We start from the raw sequence: 21,984 nt of genomic DNA on the forward strand, positions 1-21,984 counted from the left end.
ACTTTCAAGTACTAAAAGATAAATCTTTTAGTACTGATTTTAAAAATTAAACTGCAACACCATAACTTGCAGCCAAAGCACCTAAGCCACCGTTAAAGCCTTGGCCGACTGCTTTGAATTTCCACTCGCCGCTATGACGGTATAACTCACCAAAAATCATCGCAACTTCTGTGCTACCGTCTTCAGATAAGTCAAAACGTGCAAGTTCTTCTGCATTGCTATCTTTATTGATTACACGGATATAAGCTTTATCCACCATACCGAAGTTTTGACCATTTTGTTGGCCTTCATGAATGGTTACAGCAAATACAATTTTTGCCACATCAGCAGGAACTTTAGATAAATCAACTGAAATGGTTTCGTCATCGCCATCACCGTCACCTGTACGGTTATCACCGTTATGGTTCACAGAACCACAAGGAGAAGTTTTTTGGTTAAAGAAGATGAAGTCGCCATCTAAACGAACTTTGCCATTTTCACCAGTCAGAAAAGCAACAGCATCCAAGTCAAATGCTTTACCATCTGTAACACGAGGATTCCAGCCTAAACCTAAGTCTACTTTATTCATGGTAGGCGCTGTTTTAGACAGGTTGATGTTACCGCCTTTTGATAAATTAATAGCCATTTTTAGTTTCCTTTTTCAGTTGTTGTTTCAAGAGATTGTTTTTTACTATAAGAAATTGATGAGATTACTGCCCAAACAATAAACGCGACACCAATCAAACCTGTTACGACCTCAGGTATATGTAAGCCTGTACCACTTGCAAGCATGATGAATGCAAGTGCACCAATCGCATAATGTGCACCATGTTCTAAGTAAACATAAGCATCGAGCGTACCTTTTTCTACAAGGTAAACGGTCATAGAACGCACGAAGATTGCACCAATTGCCAAGCCCAGCATAATAATTACCACATCACTGGTAATTGCAAAAGCACCGATTACACCATCGAAACTAAAAGACGCATCAAGAACTTCAAGATACAAGAAGCCACCGATACCGCCTTTGATAATTGTACCTGTGACTGGTGCACCATTATTTGAAGTTGTTTGTTCAGATGCTTCTTGCTCATCATCATGTGAACCGCCTTCAAGCAAGTGTCCGATCACCTGAACACCGACATAAACCACAATTCCCCAGATCCCTGCCATTGTTACAACAAGACGAGACGTTTCAGGTACAAAATTAGCCATAACCAATAATGCACATAATGAAATAAACACTGAAATCGCTTGAATATTGCCTAGATCAGCAAGTTTTGACTCCAACCAATGGAACCAATGCTCATCTTTTTCATCGTCAAATAAAAAGTTAAGGAAGACTAAAAGTAAGAACATACCACCGAATGCTGCAATTTCAGCATGGTGTGCCATAAGCTTTTCAGAGTAGGTTTTCGGATCGTTCAGCGCGAGTTTTGCGACCTCTATCATGCTCATGTCTGCAGTGACGCCAACAATGAGTAATGGAAAGATTAAACGCATACCAAATACAGCGATTACAATACCGACTGTTAAAAATAAGGTTCGCCAGAAATGATTCCAGTGCTTAAGTACTGAAGCATTTACCACAGCATTATCAAATGATAAAGAAACTTCCATTACTGCAAGAATTGCAGTAATTGCCAATGCCTTGAACATGGTCATTAAGCCGGCTTGGGGTCCATGTGTGAAACCCCAATACGCTGAAATTGCTAAACAAATGATGGTAAAAAGAATCGAAAAGCGAAAATGTTTCATCCATTGAACTCTTATATTAGATGCTTATACCGAACTGTTGGCACATTGCGCTTAAACCGCCAGCATAACCTTGTCCTACAGCTCTAAACTTCCACTCACCATTGTGGCGATATAATTCACCAAAAATCATGGCAGTTTCTGTTGAATAATCTTCATTCAAATCGAAACGCACAATTTCAGTATTGCTTTGATCATTTACCACACGAATAAACGCATTTTGAACTTGACCAAAATTTTGACCGCGACTTTCGCCTTCATGAATGGTGACTGTAATTGCAATTTTTTGAACATCTGCAGGTACTTGTGCCAGATTAATGCGAACTGCTTCATCATCACCATCACCCGCACCTGTACGGTTATCACCTGTATGTTCAACAGAACCTTCAGGTGAACGGGTTTGGTTATAGAAAATGAAATCGTGTTCACCACGGACTTTACCGCTTTCGCTCAATAAAAATGCTGAAGCATCTAAGTCAAAATCTGTACCGTCGGTTGCACGCGCATCCCAACCTAAGCCAACCAAAACTTGGTTTAAACTTGGGTCAGTTTTGCTTAAAGATAAGTTGCCACCTTTGTTTAATGAAATTGCCATTTATATTTCCTCTACTTTATTGCAGTGTGCATTGATTGTTTAAATATATGCAGTCGATTAATTTTTAGAACCATGTGTCCATCGGAACCCAAAACCATAATGTTCATCTAAATATTTTTGATCTTTAAAATAACGAACTTCTCGGTTGGCTTGTATAGTGCCATTGTTATTCTTTAATTCTACAATAGAACATGTTGTCAATTGATTACCATCCGTCAAATGAACTTCAATTTCAGGTTGATCTGGGATCTTAATGGTGACCACGCCATCCGTTGCTGCCCATTGCGCAGCACCTTGATAAATATAAGCATAAATCACAATACGTTCAATTTGATCCCACTGATTACCATTAATGTGCAGATTTTCACCCTGTACAGATGAACCTGTACGATCATCGCCATCAAGCTGAATAAATGGTTTGATCTCAAAACGGCCAAAACGATTACCCAGCGGTTGTACTAAATCAATTTCACCATTTTTAAGTTGCACCATCGCGCCAAGGTCTAGATCTATTGCACTTGAACCCGATAGTTTCTGAAAAAATGATTGGGATTTGGGCTGGCTTTTATTCCAGTTTAAATTGACTGAAATTTTTCCAAAACCATTGCCTTTCTTGCTTAAATTGATGCTTGAATTGTTTTTATCCAATCGAATTTTAGAAAGATTAATATTTGAATTTGTAGGTGTAGGTGTAGGTGTAGGTGTAGGTGTAGTATTTTTCACTTCATCGGCAATCACAACACCAAAGTTTTCTGCCAATGGCTTTAATCCACCATTAAATCCTTGACCAACAAAACGAAATTTCCATTGGCTGTTATGTAAATAAATCTCTGCAAGGATTAAGGCTTTTTCAGGTCTATTCCGAGTATCCAAATGTGCAGTCGCAATACGCTGTTGCGCTGCATAAAGCTCAATATCAATCGGAACAATATTTCCAATGGTGTTTGGTTCATTGATCGTGACACAAATAGCGATTTTTTGAATTTGTGCATCTAAAAGTGCAGTATTGATTTTTAATTTAGTGAGATTTGGGTTCTTAGATGATGATTCTAGCAAAACCACACTTTGATTGGAGGTTTGACGTTGTCCATAAAAAATCATGTCCTGATCACCACGCACTTTAAGCGTGCCTTGGGCCAGTAAATATGCTGTAACATCTAATTCTATGTCAGATGAAAAACCTGTTTTTATACAAATTTCAATATCCTGAGCAGGTATTTGAATATTTCCACCAGCAACCAGCTGCATAAATCCTCCACTTTATAGGTATATTATCGCTTTTTGATAAAATGAATTTAAAATCATGCGTTGTTCAAATGAAGTTTTTAAATTAACTTTCTTTATAAAAAACAAATAAAAATAGATATGCTATGTTTTACCATAAAAATTCCTAATCTCAAGTGTTTCAGTGTTTTTTTCTTGGTATTTGATTACTTTTACAAAATATTAAAATTAAATATTGTATCACTATGGGGAATTGTTATATTTTCCAGCGCATCAGATAGTCGCTTTAAAAACTTCGTTATTCTTTATAAAAATTTGAGATTAAATTACCCGTGCTACAGCAATATAAAATTTGGATCGCCGAGTGTTATTCCTGTCAAAATGATATGATTCAATTACTGAAAAGTTCTAGTATATCAAAACAACTGACTATATTTTGTTCTCACAGCCGTAACCGTCCCGAACTTGCCTTAAGTGCTGATGTTTATCTTCAGCAACCTGCTATTTCAAAGAGCGCTGAATGGTTATTGGAACAATGTATTGAACATAATATTCAACTGCTCTTTTGTGGTAAACACAGTCAGCATATTGAGCCGTTTAGAACCCAATTTGAACAACATGCTATTCAGTTGATTACTGGTACACTCAGCTCAGAACAGCATGAGTTGATGAACAATAAATACCAATTTACCTTACATTGTGAAGCGCAAAATTTATCTGTCATTCCAGCGTTATTAGCCAATTCCACAGAAACGCTGAAGACATCCATTGAAACATTACAGCTACAACATAGTGAGATCTGCGCTAAGCCTGTTTATGGAGTTTATGGTGCAGGCTTTGTCCGTTTACAGAATCATGTATCGTACTTTAAAAATTTTAGCTCACCGACCAAATGTAATACTCAGCAATTTATAGAGGCATATATTCAACAGGAGGAACCTGTTGAATATCTGATTATGCCTTATTTGGCTGGGCAAGAATGTTCAGTTGATATTGCTTGTAGTCAAGGAAAGATCATTGCTCAAGTAACCAGAATCAAACATGTTTATTTTCAAGAGTGTTTTTTGCAACATCCTTGTCATCAAATTTGTATAGATTTAGTCGATTATTTTCAATGTGATGGACTAATTAACATCCAATTTAAACAAGATGAAAGCTTGCAATGGCATATTCTTGAGATCAATCCACGCCCTGCTGGTGGTTTTGCTTATACACAACATACGGGAGTCAATTTGATTGCCGAACTGATTGCTGAAAAATTAAATTTGAACTTAGTTCGAGCACCGCAACAATCGCCTGTTAAAGCTTTACCGATTGCCCATAGTATAAAATTGGATTTGTAATATAGATGAAGCATATAGATTTAAGTCGTGGGCGAATCACTGTTCAAGTTAACCAACAACATAGCCACTGGGCTTTAGATGATTTATTAGATTTTGCAGAAAGAATTAATCCTAAAAGAGCATTTTTATTTGTTTCCAAAGTATTGGGGAAACATATCCCTGTCGCACCCTCTGTCATGCAGCGTAGCTATAGCGATTTAGCCAGTTTAGTGCCTAAAGATTTGGCTGGGCCAATCTGTGTAATTGGTATGGCTGAAACAGCAGTCGGTTTGGGTGCTGGGGTTTATCGTGAATTAAAAAAACAACATGGCAAAAATGCGATTTTCTTAACCACAACACGACACCCAGTATCAACCTTACCGACATTGGGGCTTTTTCTAGAAGAACATAGCCATGCTCAAGATCAGTTTATTCTGAGCAGCCACGATCCAGTTAAACATCAGCAAGTGGTTGATTCAAAGACCTTGATTTTAGTTGATGATGAAATTTCAACAGGAAAAACCTTTAAAAATCTGATCAATAGTTTAACCAATTCCGGTTTGCAGCAAGTTGAACGCGTAATATTGGTCACGTTGGTGAACTGGGCTGAGCACAGTCTTGCAACGGATGAGCTTGATATCCCTGTGGAAGTGGTTTCATTATTGCAAGGAAATTGGCAGTGGCAAGCGAATCAACACAATGTTCAGATTAATATGCCCAATGTCAGCTCCACTGAGCAACAGGCACAGAAAATTATTGCACCAAATAATTGGGGGCGTGAGCCAGGTTATTTAGAATGTAAGCCATGGGAACATATTCACATCAATCATCCAGGCGAAAAAATACTTGTACTCGGTTCAGGTGAGTTTAGTTGGATCCCTTTTCTGATTGCAGAACAGTTGGAACAACAAGGTGCTGAAACTTATTTTAGTTCAACAACCCGTTCACCAATCATGCAAGGACATGCAATAAAAAGTATTTGCCAGTTTCATGATAACTATGGGCTCAATATTCAAAACTTTGCTTATAACGTTAAACATCAAGAATTTGATCGGGTGCTTTTGGTGATTGAAACACATCAAGATAGTGTAGACCCAAGCTTGTTTGAACAAATTAAAAATTTGGAAGTGATCAGTTATGAACCCTAAACCTTTGGTCTTTGTCGACTTGGATGACACTTTATTTCAAACTTATCGAAAACAGCAACCTACACCACAACATCAGATGGTGACTACGGATGTTTCAGGACAACCGCTTTCATATATGAGCCCAAAACAGCAGTCTTTTTTGAACTGGTTGCTTGAATCTGCTGAAGTTGTGCCAGTCACTGCTCGCTCAGTTGAAGGCTTTAAACGTGTACAAATCCCCTTTCAATATGGTGCGATTTGTTCACATGGTGGCACGATTCTAGATCAGAATTTAGCCGTGGATACAGATTGGTTTGATCTTCAAAAACAACATGAAATTCAACTCAATGGCATACTGACTGACTTGCCAGATGCTTTGCATGACTATGCCAAAGATTTGGGTGAAGTCAGAACGTGGACCTTGGTCGAAAATGAACTGAGTATTTATTCTGTTGCAAAGCAAAAACAAGCGGGTGCGTTATTTTTAGATCAGCTTGTTGAAAAATTACCTAAAACGCTACTGGAACAATGCTATATCCATATCAATGGCAATAATCTGGCGATTATTCCACATCATGTCAGCAAACAAAGTGCGGTTGAGTTTTATATTCAAAAACATGATCCACAGCGGGAACGTATTATTTTAGGTTGGGGCGATAGTCTATCAGATGCTGGATTCCTCAGCTGTTGTGATTGGTTTGGAATGCCGAAAAGCAGTCAGTTGGATAAGTTTCTCAATACCCATTTAAGCCATGATTTTGACACTAAAGGATATTTAGGTCATGTCTAATTCATTGATCACACCACTCAATCCAACATTGAGCGAACTTGGCTTTCACGGTTCATATCGTCCTGAAGATGTCACTTTTTTGATGCAAATTGATGATATTCAACCCACTGCAGTTGAAGAAAAAGAATATCTGATCCAGTCAGGAAAAATGCACTATTCACAAATGATCAGTGCTGAACATCCGCCAACGGATGAACAGATGCAACATTATCAGCATGCCTTTGAACAAGGTGCACAGCGCCTTGCCGAAGAAGTTCAAAAAATTGGCAACAGTTTGCTGCAACGTTTTCCCAAGCAAGAGATTGTTTTGGTGAGCTTGGTTCGCGCTGGTGTTCCTTTAGGTGTATTACTCAAGCATTACCTTGAAAAGCATCAGTCTTGCTATCACTATGGTATTAGTATCATTCGTGATCGCGGTGTCGACTTTGCAGCACTGCAAGCGATTATTGAACAACATGGTGCTCAGAATATCGTTTTTGTTGATGGCTGGACAGGTAAAGGCGCGATATGCAAAGAACTCACAAAAAATCTACAAGACATTCCGGAGCTCTTTGATGAAAATTGGCAGATCCCGCGTTTAGTTACCTTGTCTGATTTGGGTGGTTATTCTTGGTTAAGTGCCAGTACAGATGATTGGTTGATTCCATTTGGGATATTAGGTTCTGTGATCTCTGGACTGACTTCTCGGACGATTTTAAAAGAAACCATAGAACAGCAAGATGCTCGAAACAATTGCTATCAGACACAAAAATGGCACAGTTGTTTAATCTATGATCAGCTAAAACCTTATGATCTTTCTGTCAATTTTATTGAGAAAATACGACTATTGATTGAAAAAAACCCAACTGATAAACAGGTGAATTGGAACAATCAAATTCGTTTAGCGCAACAGCAACAATGTGCAGAAACGATTGACTGGATTGCAACACAATATGCAATTCAAAATATTAACCATATAAAACCCAGTATTGCTGAAGCAACACGTGCAGTTTTAAGACGCGTACCTGAACGAATCTTATTGAAAGATGAGTCTAATCCTCATGTACAATTATTATTGCACTTTGCACGTGAGCGAAATATTCCGGTCGATATTCTGGGAACAAAATTAGGTCCTTATCACGCAGCGACATTGATAAAAAAAGTAGAGAAGAAAAAATGAAGCCACTTTTACACGCCATTGAGCTTGGCGCGACCATGTATATTCCCGCAACACATGAACAATTGTGGGAAGTTACCCAAGGAATTAAATTTCCTCAGATTAAATCAATTGCGGTATGCCTTGAAGATGCTGTACTCGAATCAGATGTTCAAACGGCGATGGTGAATTTAAAACATTTATTGCAAAGACGACTGGATGAACCTAATTTAAAAGCCCCTGCGATTTTTATCCGTCCAAGAAATATGGAAATGGCGAAGCACATTGTCGACTGGGATTTAAATCAAACATTTAATGGCATGATTTTGCCCAAGTTTAATGTATTTAACCTAAAAAACTGGATGAATGTATTACCAGCCAATTTGCAATATATGCCGACACTTGAAACCAAAGAAATCTTTGATGTGGCACACAATATCGAACTTTACCAAGCCCTTAAATATGACTTTCATAAAACATTATGTTTAAGAATTGGTGGCAATGATCTCTTGTCCTGTTTAAATCTGCGTAGACCCAAAAACACCACGATTTATCAAACGCCTGTGGGCATTTTGATTTCTCAACTGGCTGGATTATTTATTCCCAATGGTTTTCAGTTGAGTTCACCTGTCTGCGAACATTTTGAAAATACACAGTTATTGATGCAAGAACTTGCACAAGATATGAATAACGGAATTTATACCAAAACAGCAATTCACCCTGCTCAAATTGGGCATATTCATCATGCCTTGCAAGTTCAACCTGAAGATTTCCATGAAGCTCAGTTAATCTTAGCCCATGATGCTAAAAGTGTATTTAAAAGTCATGGTTCAATGATCGAACCTGCCACCCATAAAAATTGGGCGGAAATGATTTTACTTAGATATAAAACTTTTGGTTTGGTCAAATCATCGTGTTCAACACACGATAAAATCTTGGTGGTATAAGCCTTATTTGGGGTTGAAGCAACGCATTATGCTTCAACCATTTGTACCACAGCTAAACGACCGCCATCTTGTTTAGAAAATAAAATTTGAACACCATCTTTTAGCTCAATTTTACCACCAATCGGGATCTGCGTTTTATTGGCAACATCGGTAAGATCAGGCATATCTTCATTGACCAACCACCACACATCATTATGTAAAACGAAATAGCCTTTTCGCTTGGTCTGTTCTGCGGTCAATCGTTCATTCGGTGCAATCATATTATTGGTATGCCATGCGTAAATAGATTGGCCTGTCCATACCATTAAACGATGATTATCGGGTCTAAAATTACCTTGTTGCCGTGCTGAGTATAGATTGAGAATAGGTAATTTACCTTTAAACGGCGTATGACAAAATGGACACTCAGGTTTAGTCGAATTGTCAAAAACATACCACTTTTGACCACAACGGTGATTATGACACGGCTGAATCAAATCCACTGTTTTAACCAAGGCTGTTTCCCAGTCATTGGCTGAGGGACGCTTGGCAGGATCATGTAAACCCTCGACAAAGCTTTTCATAAAGAGCTCAGATAAATACGGTCCAGTCACTGTAAAAGGTACTTTTGCAGGATCACCCCACGGCTGCTGACTAACTTTAAGTTGAGTCGGTTTCACTTGATTACTATGATCTGTTGGGTGTTCAATAAACAGTGCTTTTTCACCCATTCCCAGCGTTTCATCCTTTTGTGGATCATTCATATCATGAATTTTTCCACCTCGTAACGGATGTCGATAGAGCAAATACATATAAATCAATACTGCCAAAGCATGTTTATCTGTTGCAATACTGGGCAAATAACGATCAGGATTGTCTTTGGATAAATGACTGGTGCGTACCACTTCTGGCGCAATAAAATCGGGAGTACCGACAACGTCAGGTGGGTATTTTCCAGGCACCACCAAACCATCAACGTCGATAACACTGGCACTCCCAGAAACAGGATCGACCAAAATATTTTTATAAGATAAATCTGAATGGGCCAAACCCGCAGCATGCATACGGCGTACTGCGCGGGAAATTAGAATTCCTATTTTAAGGTAATTTAGCCAAGTACCTTTTTCTTTATCGTCGAGAAATCTGTTTTGGTTATTTGCACTTGCAAACCATTTCCCTTCTTTTTCTTTGCCTTTGATTTGCAGAAAATCATTATTTTTTGAACCATATTCAAAGAAAAATTGTTTTCTATAGGTCGGGGCGGTAATCCCAAGCAAATTATTATATTCAACTAAACCATCAGGCCAGCAGAAAATATTCTTCCAATAATCCCCACCAATCCCATTAAAAATACTTTGCCACTTATTGCCTACAATTTCTTTTAAGCGATCTTTTTGCTGCTCAAAGGTGGCTTTAGATTCATAAAATTTATTCTTTTCTTTACTAAAAAAACACACCACATAACTACGATCAGGTGAAAAATATACATCTTTCATTGCACCTGAACCGATAATTTCATCTACAAATTCTATTTCACGTCCATCAACGGTGGTACATTTAATAATTTTTGCTGACATACTTGCCACCTTACACTATATTCTTCAAATACTTAGATATTATTTATACAGATATTGTTGAATGCTTATTCCATAATACGGCCATGGTACGATCATCATGATGCCCAGCTGTAAAGAAATGCATCCATTCCAACAATGCAGTATCAGCTGCTTCATTCTGTAGCAACGGATCCAGTTCACGGTATAAACTTTGCCATTTGTCAAAATTGGATAAGCCAGAATCTGTTTCAAATTTTGGATCTGAAATACCATCTGTCATCAACATAATCGCATGGGTATCTTTAAAGCAGCCTATTTTTAAACGGTTTGGAAATTCTGTTGCAATACTCAGATCTAGAAACTTGGTCTGTCCTGCATATTCACCACCATCTGGAACATTCATCAGGCGCACATTGTCCTCGCTATATACTGCGATTGCACCGTCTCCCACCGAGAATGCACTGATAAAGGTTTTGTCAGCTAATTTACATACGACCGCAACCAGCAATGTGGTTGAAAAATCTTTAGTATTAGCCCCAATCTGTTCTGCTTGTAATTTGATTTGGTTAATAATTGATTTATAAATTTCATAATATACATGATGAAACTGCTCATTTAACTTCTTGGCAACAGCAACAGTTTCAGCATCCTGACTAGCCACTTGCCACTTTTCTAAATCAGCAATCAAGCTTTCAACCGTGTGTGGGTTTAAATAGTTTTTAAACTCATTTTCAACAATCTCTACCGCAATTCGAGAACCTTCTCTGGAGTATTGTGCACTGCCTGCACCATCAGCCACAGTCAAGACCGACCAAGGTGTATTGTCAATTAAAGTAATGGAAAAATCGTCATCTCTAAATAAGCCTGCGTGTTCATGTGAACGGCCACGACGACTTGCAGCAATAATTTTATAGTCCACCGCATCAATCAAGGCTTGATCTAAATGCGGCTTGCTAAATTTATGACCAGACTCAGGCTCAATGACTTTCCATAAACTGCGTGGGTCTGCAATGATATTCAACCGACACTGGGCGGAGCGTGTTTCTCCATCAGCAATAAACTGAAAAGAAAATTCGATTGAATCTGCTTGTTGTGGCTGACCATGAATACGTTGTGTTGCTTCATCGAAATAAAAGCTGCTATCTGGAAATTTAAAGCTTTCAGATTTGAATGTTAATTGACTGACATCATGTTGAGAAATCACTGAAATTTGAGATTGATAGTGTTGTCCAACTCGGGCATTTTCAACCTGAAATTTAATGTCTTCATATTTACTTCGTCTAAACACAGATTCGATCTCTAATCTATTCTTCTCAGTTTCAGAAGATATTATTTCAGGGGTTAAGCTTATATTTTCAGAATCAATCGTCGGCTTGTTTTCTAAATTGGGTTCAGTTGTAGGGGCTGATGCTTCCTCGACTTGTTGATCAGCAACAACTTGCTGTTCAACTTGTAGGATCGGTGCCAGTTGCAATGTTGTGTGAAGATCTAAAGTGATACTTTGCGCATCGGAAATTACTCCAACTAAGTTGGTATTTTCAGATGATGTATGGATTTGATTTGCATCCACTAAAGGCCCAACACAATTTTGTTGAATATTTTCATCAAGCTTGACTTGTTCATTCACGCTAATGTGTTGATTGGTTCCAGTTTGCTGATTAAGACAGGCTTGCTGTTGAACATTCTTTTGTACAGTGGCTTGAGTTGTATCCGAGCTTATATTTTCATGCTGAGACTGAATTACAGATGCATTATCCAATAAATCAGCTTCATCGATATTGTTCAAACGCGGTGAAGCTATCTTCACTTTTTCCAATTCATTAATGAGCTTTGAAAGTTGTTTGAGATTTTGTGGATCACTTAATAAAAATTGTGAAAATGTCTCACTAAAATCTGCGGGATTTTGTTCCAAAATCTGCTTTAATTTGCATACATCACTGTCCATTTTACCCTCTAGCCATTTTTTCTATTCTATTCGCTTGGTCACTCACCAATCACGATGCACTTAAGCGTTTAGCGATATAAGTTTTTAATATTGTTCAATATAGCAATGCTTCAATAATCTATTCATCAACCGATAAAGCCTAACCTTGACCACGGGTTAAATCAAAATCTCCGTCACCAGACGAGAAACTGATTTGTCGACGACACCACGGGCAAACCACAGATTCCCGATAACCGTCATAGCACATCAAATTACCGCAACCACATACTGCAAAGGCGGTTTCAGAAAAACAATGTGGACATTCAGGGAAACCATCGAGTTCAGCCGTATTGATCTGCTTATTTGATGCATTATGATCTGACCAAGTAAAATACTCCTCAGATATCGCACTACAGGTATCTAACTTAAAATTATAGATATTGATATTTAAATCAGCTGGACCTTTATACTGTAAGTTACGTATATATTTGATGATATAAGGTTTATTCATCTTTTGGCAGCGACCCACAAATATCGCACAATGATCATCAGCTTTATTTTTTTGCAGGGACAATGCATCTTTTGCCAAGCGCATATAACGCTCATCAATCGGCAACAGATCATCTTTTTGTTGATGACTACCAATACTGATACTTTGTGATACCACAGAGGCTGTGATCCACTTACACAAACCTTTGACATATTCTTGATTGATCTGATCAATTGAAATGGTATTTTCAGTGATCTTACTCAGCACAGAAAAATCAACATCTGCACCGAGACCAATGGCGACAACAGTCGCTTTATGCGCATATTTGGCATTCCAGCGTTGAATTGCCTGATCATATTCATCGGTTGGGCGTCCATCGGTAAATATATAGACCATTGGCTTCCAGTCGCCTTTGACTTCGCTGGTGGTTTTCATCACATAACGATCAATTTCCTGCCCCAAATGATCTAAAGCTTTGCCCAAATGTGTCCCACCACCCAACGGTAAATTAAAATGATTAAAGGCAAATAACTCAGTTAAAGGGACCAATGTTCTGACAATCCCTGCATATGCAATCACTGAAACATATACAGTTTCAAGTGCATAAGGATCTTTTCTTAAACTGCTTAAAATAAACTCTACACCTTCTTGAACTGATTCAAGCGGTTGCCCGACCATTGATTCAGAACAATCAAGAACAAAAAATACGGGTAAACGGCGCATAACTTCACCTAAATTATTTTTATCACATCATTCAAATATCTAAATCAAACAGATAAGCGCTGATCTGTTTGATTTAGCATTTTTATCGTCAGGTAATATCCAGTTATAAAACCAGCTGAATTTCGGCAGGTGGTGGTGGTAAAGAAATTGAGTCGGATACCCCTGCACTACTGCTGCCAGCGACCACACTTGCAGAAACCCACTTAAAGAAGCTGGCGAAACTATTTGAGTCCATGGTGTCTAACACAACCACTTGGTCCGTCAGTTGCAACAAGGATTCAGTTTTTGCTTTTGGCCCCGCAGCACAAGCGACAATCGTGGCAAAATTAAGCTGTTTAATTGTGGGAACGATTTGCTGATAAGCATAAACATCTGAGGGTGAACCATCTGTCATCAAAAACAATAAAGGGCGCCAATCCCCTTTAACCTCATTGCTACTTTTCTGCACATTCTGTTGTACTTCTTGTGCCAGTAATTCCAATGCCGCACCCATAAATGTTGCTCCCACATTGGGCACATCGAGATCTGGAATTTGCACCTGATCCAAAGGGGTGAGCGGTAGATAAACTTTTGCTTCAATATCAAAGGTGATCACACTTAAATACACGCTTTCAAGCGCATAAGGATCTTGCCTTAATGCACTGAGCATTGACTGCAAGCCCACATTCACCGAGTGAATTGGCTCACCACGCATAGAGCCAGATGTATCTAATAAAATATATACAGGTAAACGGCGCATTATATTCTCATTTTTTAACTATATTTTTTTAACCATTCCACGAAATTATCCGCGGGAGAAGCATTACCGACCGCGTTAAATTTCCAGCCACTATTTTCTCTGACCAGTTCAGCAAATAATAATGAACGTTGTTGATCATATTGACCGATACCAGATAAATCAAAACGCACCATTTCTTTGCCAGTACCATCGACAGCACGGATAAAGGCATTTTTCACCTGACCAAAATGCTGATTATTTTTTGCACCATTGTAAATTTGCACAATAAAGACAATCTTGTGATATTCAGCTGCCAAGCTATTTAATTTGACAATAATTTGCTCATCATCGCCGTCACCAGCACCAGTACGGTTATCTCCAGTCAGCCAGATTTGCCCTGAACGATGTTTTAAATTATTAAAAAAGATGACATCACTATTTTCGAGTGTGGCTTGACCTGCGGCATTCCAGCCGAGATCTTTTACTTTTCCGCTGGCATCACATAAGAATGCCACCACATCTAGATCGTGTTCTTCGCTCTTTGCGCCTGAAAATAATCCGCCTAAAAAGCCTTTCTTTTGCTCAGTGATATCCCAACCGAGTCCAATCGTCACTAACTCTAAATCATGTTTAGATTTTTCAAGGCTGAGTCCTTGACCTTTCGCTAATGTAATTGCCATGCTAGTTTCCTTTATTTTTATAAAACCACATTTACTTCAGGTGGTGGTGGTGGAAGATCATTTAAGCCTGTGACTTCTTTTTGACCTGCATCTACTTTTTGGCTACCCGTAGAAATACTTGCAGAAACCCATTTAAAGAAGGCTTTAATGGTATTTGAATCTGCGGTTGCAAGTTCTACTACAACTTCTGTAATTTGTTTGAGAATACTGCTATCTGCATTATGTCCGGCTGCACAAGCAATGATCATCCCCGTCTTGGCTTGTTTTAGTTTTGCAAAACCTTTGGTCCAGTCATCCGTTGGTGCACCATCTGTCATAATAAAAACTAAGGGTTTCCAGTCACCACGGGTATCAGGTGTGGTTTTTTGCACTTCCTGATCAATTTTATCTGCCAGTAATCCCAGTGCTTCGCCCAACTGTGTAGTACCCGTTGCCTGTAATTGAGGGGGTTGAAACATTGCAATTTCAGTTAAAGGAATCAGCTGTTTGGCTTGAGTATCGAAGGTAATAATAGACAAATAGGCTGTTTCAAGTGCATAAGGATCTTGTCTGAGTGAAGAAACCAGTATTTCAACACCATTTTTAACAGCTTCAATCGGTTCACCATGCATCGAACCTGAGGTATCTAATAATAAATATACGGGTAATCTTCTCATTTGTTTATCTCTGTTTAATGTCTCGTTAATTTTTAATCTTTATGCATATGTTTATATAAAAAATCGAACTAAAAACAAAGCTTTTTTATCATTTTTAATACTTAATTTTTTACCCAAATATCGAATTTTGCTTAAATCCCCTATTTTTAACTAAGCTCATCATGGCATATTATTTATTTTATGCTGGGTGATATTTTAAAAATAATCATAGAATTGTAAGCTATAATTATTTCATTACTTACCTTAATCTGAATCCTCAGATTTTAAAGCCCAATATGTCAAAAAATCTCGCAACTTTGATTGGTTTAAGTGCCATTTTACAATGGTCTTCCATCGTCGGTTTATTGAAAAAAATCAGTTTTAGTTTGGGCGCTGAGTTGGCTGTGCTGCTGATGTATACACTGAGCACTTGTATTTTATTAATATTTTTTAAAATCCCAGATTTAAAATTAATTTCAAAAAAATATCTGATTTTTTCTACCTTATTGTTTGTTATTTATGAATTATGTTTTTCTTATGCCATCGCACTGGCACAAACTGCACAACAAGCCATAGAGGTTAGTCTAGTCAATTACCTCTGGCCGGGCTTAACAGTTGCCATGCTGATCCTATTTAAAGAAATTAAATTTAATGTCTTTGTTATTGTCGGTTTAGCCATCAGCTTAAGTGGAATTATTTTGATTCAAACTGGGCAAGGTGCTTTAACCTGGTCTAATATTTTATCCAATATTCTGGAAAATCCAATCAGTTATATTTTGGCATTTGTTGGAGCAACACTGTGGTCGTTATATTGTGTGATTACCAAAAAATATAGTGATGGGCATAATCCAATTTCATTTTTCTTTGTAGCGATCAGTATTGTACTGTGGACTAAATACTTGTGGTCACATGGATTGAGTTTAAATGCAATTCCACAAGTTGAACTTACAACAATAGGATTATTAGGCATTGTTTCAGTGGTGATGGCCTTGGGCTATGCCGCTTGGAATATTGGTATTATCAAAGGCAATATTACGATTTTGGTGACTTTATCTTATTTTAGTCCAGTCATCTCAACTTTGATTTCAATGTTTATCTTACAAACCAATCTACCAACAGAGTTTTGGTATGGCGTGATCTTGGTGACTTCAGGCTCTTTAGTGTGTTGGATTTCGACAAATTGGCACCAATTAAAAGACAAACTATTCAGTGTGTAAAATTAAATGCTTGCCGATTAGCAAGCATTTTTAAATAAATACAATTCAAACAATGATTCAACAGCTTAAGCTGCATTTAATCCATATTGAATGATCAACTCAGTGAATGGCCCCGCTACTTTTGATTCAGTTTAGGGGCCATGAATTGTTTAAATTGTTTGCTTAGATTTATCTGTAAGTTTAACTAGACAAATAACCTTCACGTTTAAGATCAGCAGTGGTACTCAGAATCGCTTTGCGTAATGTTGTGACGATAAAGTCTACATGATCCTTATTTAAAATTAACGGTGGCGACATAATATTCATATGACCCACTGGACGAATAATTAATCCATCTTTCTGGCAATAATCTGCAATTCGAGAACCTACATTGACTGAACTTGGGAAAAGTTCCTTGGTGTTCTTATTGGCTAAGTTTTCAATACACATCATAAACTTCTTGCCACGAACCTCTCCGACAATCTCTAAGTCAATCAGTGTGTGCAATTGATCTTCAAAATATTGACCTACATCATTGACGTGTTGCAATAAGTTTTCACGCTCGATAATTTCAATATTTTTTAATGCTGCTGCACAAGAAACAGGATGACCCGAATAGGTAAATCCATGGGTAAATAACGCACCATCCGCCTGAGGTTTGCCAATCACTTTAGCAATATCATCAGATATAATCGTTGCACCTAAAGGTAAGTAACCTGAAGATAACCCTTTGGCACAAGTAATAATATCTGGAACGATATCAAACTCTGATTCTGAAGCAAAAAAGTGTCCTAAACGACCAAATGCCGTCACAACCTCATCGGACACATATAAAACCCCATATTTATGGCATACTTCGAGGGCTTTTTTATGGTAGCCCGGCGGAGGTACAATAACACCGCCAGCACCCATAATTGGTTCTGCAAAAAACGCAGCGACATTTTCTGGACCCAATTCCAAAATTTTATTTTCTAACTCTTGTACCTTTTCATTGCAAAAATCTTCTAAGCTTTGACCTTCCGCTCTACGGTATGGATTGGGGCATGAAATCTGGTGGACCAATTCACGGTCAATATCAAAACCGATATGGTCAAACTCAACACCAGTTAATGACATACTGATATAGGTACTGCCATGGTAGCCATCTTTACGCGAGATTAATTTTTTCTTGCTTGGTTGACCGAGTTGATTGAAATAAAAGTGAATAAGTCGTACCGCAGTATCATTGGCAACTGAGCCACCACAGCCAAACAGCACATGATTCAAATTTCCAGGCGCCAGTTCAGCCAGTTTTGCAGATAATTTTGCAGCGGGGATCGAAGTATGGTGACCAAATGCAGAATAATAAGGAATTTGCATAATCTGTTCTGAAATAGCATCGGCAATTTCTTGACGCCCATAACCCACATTGACGCACCATAAACCACCAATATCATCCAGATATTTATTGCCTTCAGCATCAAAAACATAACACCCTTCACCGTGTGCAAGAATCATGGCACCTTCATCTTTAAAGGTTGCAAAGTCAGTCCATGGATGAATATGGTGATCTTTATCTTTTTTCCAAACTTCTGTAATTTCTGTTGTTGATAACTGTTTCATAAGATAACTCCTTGTTAAAATTCTGCTTTTATTTGGTCAAACTTTCGATGGATTCTGGTTGAAATAGCTGTCTTTTCATCACCAATTTGATCCAAAGAATACTGATGATTGTGGTAAAACCAATCACGATTCCGACCCAAGTAAATATTTTGACTCTCAAATCTGGGGTAGGCACAGCATAGAAAATCGTAAGTACCATCCCGATAATGCCAATGATTTGCAGGAATGGATAAAATGGTGCTTTATAAGGTCTTGCCATCTGTGGGTAGCGTTTACGCAACACAATCACGTTGATATGCGCAATCACATAAGCGATCAACCAAGAGATACATGCTGCAGTTAACAGCACCTTTATCACTTCGGTTTCATTCTGTGAGAACAGCATTGGTATCATGATGATGACCGCAACAAATACAACGCCCACCCAAGGCACATTATTCTTCTGATTGACTCGGGCAAAAATTGATAACACTTGTTTATTGCTTGCCATGCCCTGCAACATACGCGGTAAGGCAGCTAAAGTCGCATTTAAGGTACTTAAGGTGGCAAATAAAGCGCCAATCGCAATAAAGATTAAGCCTGTCGGACCAAATACCGCCGTTGCATATTCAATATGTGGGGTCAAAGAATTGACCAGATGCTCTTGGGGTAAGAAATAAAGTGCACCCACGCCATATAAAGAAATGGTGATAAAAATCGTGGTTAAACCGATATACATCGATCTTGGAATATTTTTACTGGGATTTTTGGATTCTTCGATCATCGGGACAACAAACTCGACCCCGACAAATCCCCAGAAAGCCAATGCAACCAGTGCCACAGTATTTGTATCAAAAGTAATTGTATAATCAACCACTTGTGTATGCGGATAAACCCAGCCGCTGATCGCAAATATACCGAGCAAAAGTAATAAAACCACCATGACAAAAGCTACGGTATTTTGAACTTTGGAGAAGATATCAATTTTCAGCAGATTTAAACCCACTGAAATAAATAAAATCAAAAAGCCAATGCCAAAATAGGGAACATCCAGTTTAAATATTTTTTTGATCACATCATCGATTAAAATCAGCTCCGCTGAAACAGCAAACATCGCCACCAAAATATACCCGCAAAACACAGAAAGCATTGCGGGTAAATGCCCTGTTGCGACTAGACTATAATCACTGATACTGCCACTTTTAGGAATTAATAATGCCAACTCTGCAAAAGATGTCGCATAGCTCAGTGCTAAAAAGAATCCGATAATCAGCGGAATAAAGAAACTTATTCCGCTTAAGCCAAATCCTTGCAAAATAATCACCATCACACCTTGCGATAGCACTAAACCTACTGCAATGGCGATTAAATTAAACAAAGTTAACTTTTTTGCATTCACCTGTTTTGCTTGATCGATTAAACGACTTCCTTGCTTATTGTTTTTTCCTGTCATGTGCTCCTCCCTCCTAGAGTGGGCATTAAACCTTGAAATTTAAAACTTATTTCATGCTGTTTTTTCTTCTTTATTGATTCGCTTTCTTTGGTTTTTATCTTGATACTCTAAATACTGACGTTGAATATCAATGTGGCCTGCCACGCGTTTTGCATCATGCCAAACGCCCCAAATAAAGCTTGAACCACGCCCAGATAAATAAGGAAGACCAATAAAATAAATACCCGGTTCTGTTGAGACACCAAGCTTATGGTTAGGCCGACCATCCGCATCAAAAGCATTGACTTCTAACCAACTATGATCAAAGCCAAAGCCAGATGCCCAAATGATTGAGGTGATCCCTGCTTGGGCTAAATCAAGCTCTAAAATAGGCTGTTGAATACACTCAGCATCATCTAAAATAATCCGAGCTTCTGGTTCCTCAGGTAAATCTATACCTGTACGTTGAACATAAGCATCTGCAGCATCTAAAAACTCAAAATAAGCTTTATCACCGTCGGCCAATGACTGTTGCAAATCATTTTGAAAACGTACCTGCGCTCCTTCAAATTGCATCGTCATCCCCAATAAGGTGATGCCTTGTTGTGCTAAACGTCTAAAATCAATGGAATGCCCACCATGTGCACCACTTACAGCCAAACCTTTCAGCGGTCCTGTATCGGTTTTAACGCTATCCCATCCGCCCAACACCCCGAGCCACCAAACATTATCGCGTTGACGATAAACACGTGGTGGACGTTCATGTGCCCCAACAGACAAATAAACTTTTTTACCTGCACGATTTAATTCATCTGCGATTTGAATACCTGAAGAACCTGAACCCACCACTAAAACAGCACCCTCGGGGATTTGTTGTGGATTTTTATATTGATCTGAATGGATTTGGTATAAATCTGTTTGCTGAGGTGCAATCGAAGGAATAATGGCTTTTTGGAAAGGCCCTGTTGCCACAACGACACGTTGTGCTGTTAAAGTGCCGTTAGAGGTTTCAACAACAAAACCCGCACCTTGCGCATTTGCTTGAACCTTTTTGACGTCAACATTACTATAAATTGGTGCATTGAAGCGCTTGGCATATTTTTCAAAGTATTCAGCAACTTGGTCATGATGTACAAAACTATCTGGATCAAGATCAAATTCCATATTGGGAAAGCGATCGTGCCAACAAGGTCCATTCGCTACCAGAGAATCCCAACGGCGTGTACGCCAAGCTTCTGCAATACGGTTTTTTTCTAATACCACATGTGGAATTTTAAGCTCTGTCAGGTGCTCACTCATCGCGACTCCAGCTTGGCCAGCACCAACCACAACAGTATCTATTTCTAATTTATCTAAACTCATCTTTTTTCCCTTGTCAGATCGAGGAACGTCCTTGCAACAACAACTCTTTTGCTGAATAGACATTTACCAACTACTGCCAATCACATGTGTTTGGCTGTATGTGTTTGCTGCAGATTTCTTGTTCAAAAAATGAAATATCAAAGCTGCGCAAAACATGATTTAAGAAAAATATAGGGAGCCGAGCAGCAAAGCGAAAATAGAATATCCAAAACAAATGCATCAAAAAATCTGAAGCCACACACTAAGCACATGAAATAAATAGAAAATATATGCCAGACTATAATTCTTTTTAAATTATTTTTATTACTACGGAAAAAGTAAATTACTAGAAAGGAAAACACAAATTGTGAGTGCTCACGAAGTAAGCATACTAGAGAAACATCATAATTAACTGAGGATTGAGCAGTGAAACATACCCGTATTCGAACATTTAATACCAAGAAAACTTATCCAGAGCAGAATTTAGACAATGACCTATGCCAAGCTGTAGTTGCACGTGGGCGAACTGTTTTTCTTCGCGGTCAAATTGGACAAAATCTGGATACATCGGAAAGTGTTGCGATAGGCGATGTCAAGGGTCAGACCGAACAGGCGATGTACAACATTGACATGCTACTCAAAGAAGCTGGGGGAGAATTGGCAGATATTTGTAAAATTACCATATATATCGTTGATCCACGCTTCCGTGAAGATGTCTATGGTGTTGTCGGCAAATGGCTCAAAGGCGTTTACCCTGTCTCAACGGGTATTGTTGTTTCCGCTTTGGCACGTCCAGAGTGGCTTGTCGAAGTTGATGCAATCGCTGTTATTTCAGATTAAAAAACAACGAAAATA

General features: G+C 38.4%; 20 protein-coding genes. 7 read left to right on the plus strand and 13 right to left on the minus strand.

Annotation, left to right across the window (positions count from 1 at the left end):
• Positions 1-46: 46 nt before the first annotated feature.
• Genes AS4_RS10915 through AS4_RS10930 form a run of 4 tightly spaced genes read right to left on the minus strand, consistent with a single transcriptional unit; the run spans position 47 to position 3,577 of the window.
• On the minus strand, positions 47-625 hold the full coding sequence (locus AS4_RS10915) for a TerD family protein (protein WP_004821595.1): 579 nt from the start codon (positions 623-625) through the stop codon (positions 47-49).
• 2 nt (positions 626-627) lie between these two features.
• Positions 628-1,737 carry a DUF475 domain-containing protein gene (locus AS4_RS10920; RefSeq protein WP_096734151.1) on the minus strand — a complete coding sequence of 370 codons (1,110 nt, stop codon included), beginning with the start codon at positions 1,735-1,737 and terminating at the stop codon, positions 628-630.
• Positions 1,738-1,753: 16 nt separating this feature from the next.
• Positions 1,754-2,329: a TerD family protein gene (locus tag AS4_RS10925; RefSeq protein ID WP_056511216.1), complete on the minus strand. Its 576-nt coding sequence runs from the start codon at positions 2,327-2,329 to the stop codon at positions 1,754-1,756.
• Positions 2,330-2,386: 57 nt separating this feature from the next.
• Positions 2,387-3,577: a TerD family protein gene (locus AS4_RS10930; RefSeq protein ID WP_096734152.1), complete on the minus strand. Its 1,191-nt coding sequence runs from the start codon at positions 3,575-3,577 to the stop codon at positions 2,387-2,389.
• Positions 3,578-3,939: 362 nt separating this feature from the next.
• Here AS4_RS10930 and AS4_RS10935 point away from each other — a divergent pair, with 362 nt between their 5' ends.
• The 5 genes from AS4_RS10935 to AS4_RS10955 are packed head-to-tail and all read left to right on the plus strand — an operon-like array spanning position 3,940 to position 8,874.
• Positions 3,940-4,896: an ATP-grasp domain-containing protein gene (locus AS4_RS10935; protein ID WP_227548063.1), complete on the plus strand. Its 957-nt coding sequence runs from the start codon at positions 3,940-3,942 to the stop codon at positions 4,894-4,896.
• Between the two features lie 5 nt (positions 4,897-4,901).
• Positions 4,902-6,023, plus strand: coding sequence for a phosphoribosyltransferase domain-containing protein (locus AS4_RS10940; RefSeq protein ID WP_096734154.1), 1,122 nt, complete (start codon positions 4,902-4,904; stop codon positions 6,021-6,023).
• Positions 6,013-6,792, plus strand: a complete 780-nt coding sequence (locus AS4_RS10945) for an HAD family hydrolase (RefSeq protein ID WP_096734155.1) — start codon at positions 6,013-6,015, stop codon at positions 6,790-6,792. The genes AS4_RS10940 and AS4_RS10945 overlap by 11 nt, the downstream gene beginning before the upstream one ends.
• Complete coding sequence (locus AS4_RS10950; protein WP_096734156.1) at positions 6,785-7,951, plus strand: cysteine protease StiP family protein; 1,167 nt, start codon at positions 6,785-6,787, stop codon at positions 7,949-7,951. The genes AS4_RS10945 and AS4_RS10950 overlap by 8 nt, the downstream gene beginning before the upstream one ends.
• Entirely contained in the window at positions 7,948-8,874 is a 927-nt protein-coding gene (locus AS4_RS10955; protein WP_096734157.1) for an HpcH/HpaI aldolase/citrate lyase family protein, read from the plus strand. The genes AS4_RS10950 and AS4_RS10955 overlap by 4 nt, the downstream gene beginning before the upstream one ends.
• Positions 8,875-8,900: 26 nt before the next feature.
• Here AS4_RS10955 and AS4_RS10960 read toward each other — a convergent pair whose 3' ends face one another.
• The 6 genes from AS4_RS10960 to AS4_RS10985 all read right to left on the minus strand — a co-directional run bounded on the left by AS4_RS10960 (position 8,901) and on the right by AS4_RS10985 (position 15,600).
• Positions 8,901-10,430, minus strand: coding sequence for a helix-hairpin-helix domain-containing protein (locus tag AS4_RS10960; protein WP_004720359.1), 1,530 nt, complete (start codon positions 10,428-10,430; stop codon positions 8,901-8,903).
• 43 nt (positions 10,431-10,473) lie between these two features.
• Positions 10,474-12,354 (minus strand): PP2C family serine/threonine-protein phosphatase, encoded by a 1,881-nt coding sequence (locus AS4_RS10965; protein ID WP_096734158.1) that lies wholly within the window; start codon positions 12,352-12,354, stop codon positions 10,474-10,476.
• Positions 12,355-12,493: 139 nt separating this feature from the next.
• The gene (locus AS4_RS10970; RefSeq protein WP_034613144.1) at positions 12,494-13,546 is read right to left on the minus strand and encodes a TerY-C metal binding domain-containing protein; all 1,053 of its coding nucleotides are present in this window, start codon (positions 13,544-13,546) and stop codon (positions 12,494-12,496) included.
• 103 nt (positions 13,547-13,649) lie between these two features.
• Complete coding sequence (locus AS4_RS10975) at positions 13,650-14,285, minus strand: vWA domain-containing protein (protein WP_096734159.1); 636 nt, start codon at positions 14,283-14,285, stop codon at positions 13,650-13,652.
• Positions 14,286-14,299: 14 nt separating this feature from the next.
• Complete coding sequence (locus AS4_RS10980; protein WP_096734160.1) at positions 14,300-14,944, minus strand: TerD family protein; 645 nt, start codon at positions 14,942-14,944, stop codon at positions 14,300-14,302.
• A gap of 17 nt (positions 14,945-14,961) precedes the next feature.
• Positions 14,962-15,600 carry a vWA domain-containing protein gene (locus AS4_RS10985; protein WP_034613146.1) on the minus strand — a complete coding sequence of 213 codons (639 nt, stop codon included), beginning with the start codon at positions 15,598-15,600 and terminating at the stop codon, positions 14,962-14,964.
• Between the two features lie 275 nt (positions 15,601-15,875).
• Here AS4_RS10985 and yddG point away from each other — a divergent pair, with 275 nt between their 5' ends.
• Complete coding sequence (yddG, locus tag AS4_RS10990; protein WP_096734161.1) at positions 15,876-16,796, plus strand: aromatic amino acid DMT transporter YddG; 921 nt, start codon at positions 15,876-15,878, stop codon at positions 16,794-16,796.
• A 180-nt stretch (positions 16,797-16,976) separates the two neighbouring features.
• On the opposite strand, the gene AS4_RS10995 is transcribed toward yddG, so the two are convergent.
• Genes AS4_RS10995 through AS4_RS11005 form a run of 3 tightly spaced genes read right to left on the minus strand, consistent with a single transcriptional unit; the run spans position 16,977 to position 21,150 of the window.
• Positions 16,977-18,377, minus strand: a complete 1,401-nt coding sequence (locus tag AS4_RS10995) for an aminotransferase (RefSeq protein WP_096734162.1) — start codon at positions 18,375-18,377, stop codon at positions 16,977-16,979.
• A 28-nt stretch (positions 18,378-18,405) separates the two neighbouring features.
• Positions 18,406-19,809, minus strand: coding sequence for an APC family permease (locus AS4_RS11000; RefSeq protein ID WP_096734163.1), 1,404 nt, complete (start codon positions 19,807-19,809; stop codon positions 18,406-18,408).
• Between the two features lie 51 nt (positions 19,810-19,860).
• On the minus strand, positions 19,861-21,150 hold the full coding sequence (locus tag AS4_RS11005) for a flavin-containing monooxygenase (RefSeq protein ID WP_096734164.1): 1,290 nt from the start codon (positions 21,148-21,150) through the stop codon (positions 19,861-19,863).
• 405 nt (positions 21,151-21,555) lie between these two features.
• On the opposite strand from AS4_RS11005, the gene AS4_RS11010 reads away from it, so the two are divergent.
• Positions 21,556-21,969 carry a RidA family protein gene (locus tag AS4_RS11010; RefSeq protein ID WP_096734165.1) on the plus strand — a complete coding sequence of 138 codons (414 nt, stop codon included), beginning with the start codon at positions 21,556-21,558 and terminating at the stop codon, positions 21,967-21,969.
• Positions 21,970-21,984: the final 15 nt, after the last annotated feature.

Source organism: Acinetobacter guillouiae (assembly GCF_002370525.2).
Classification (GTDB): domain Bacteria; phylum Pseudomonadota; class Gammaproteobacteria; order Pseudomonadales; family Moraxellaceae; genus Acinetobacter; species Acinetobacter guillouiae.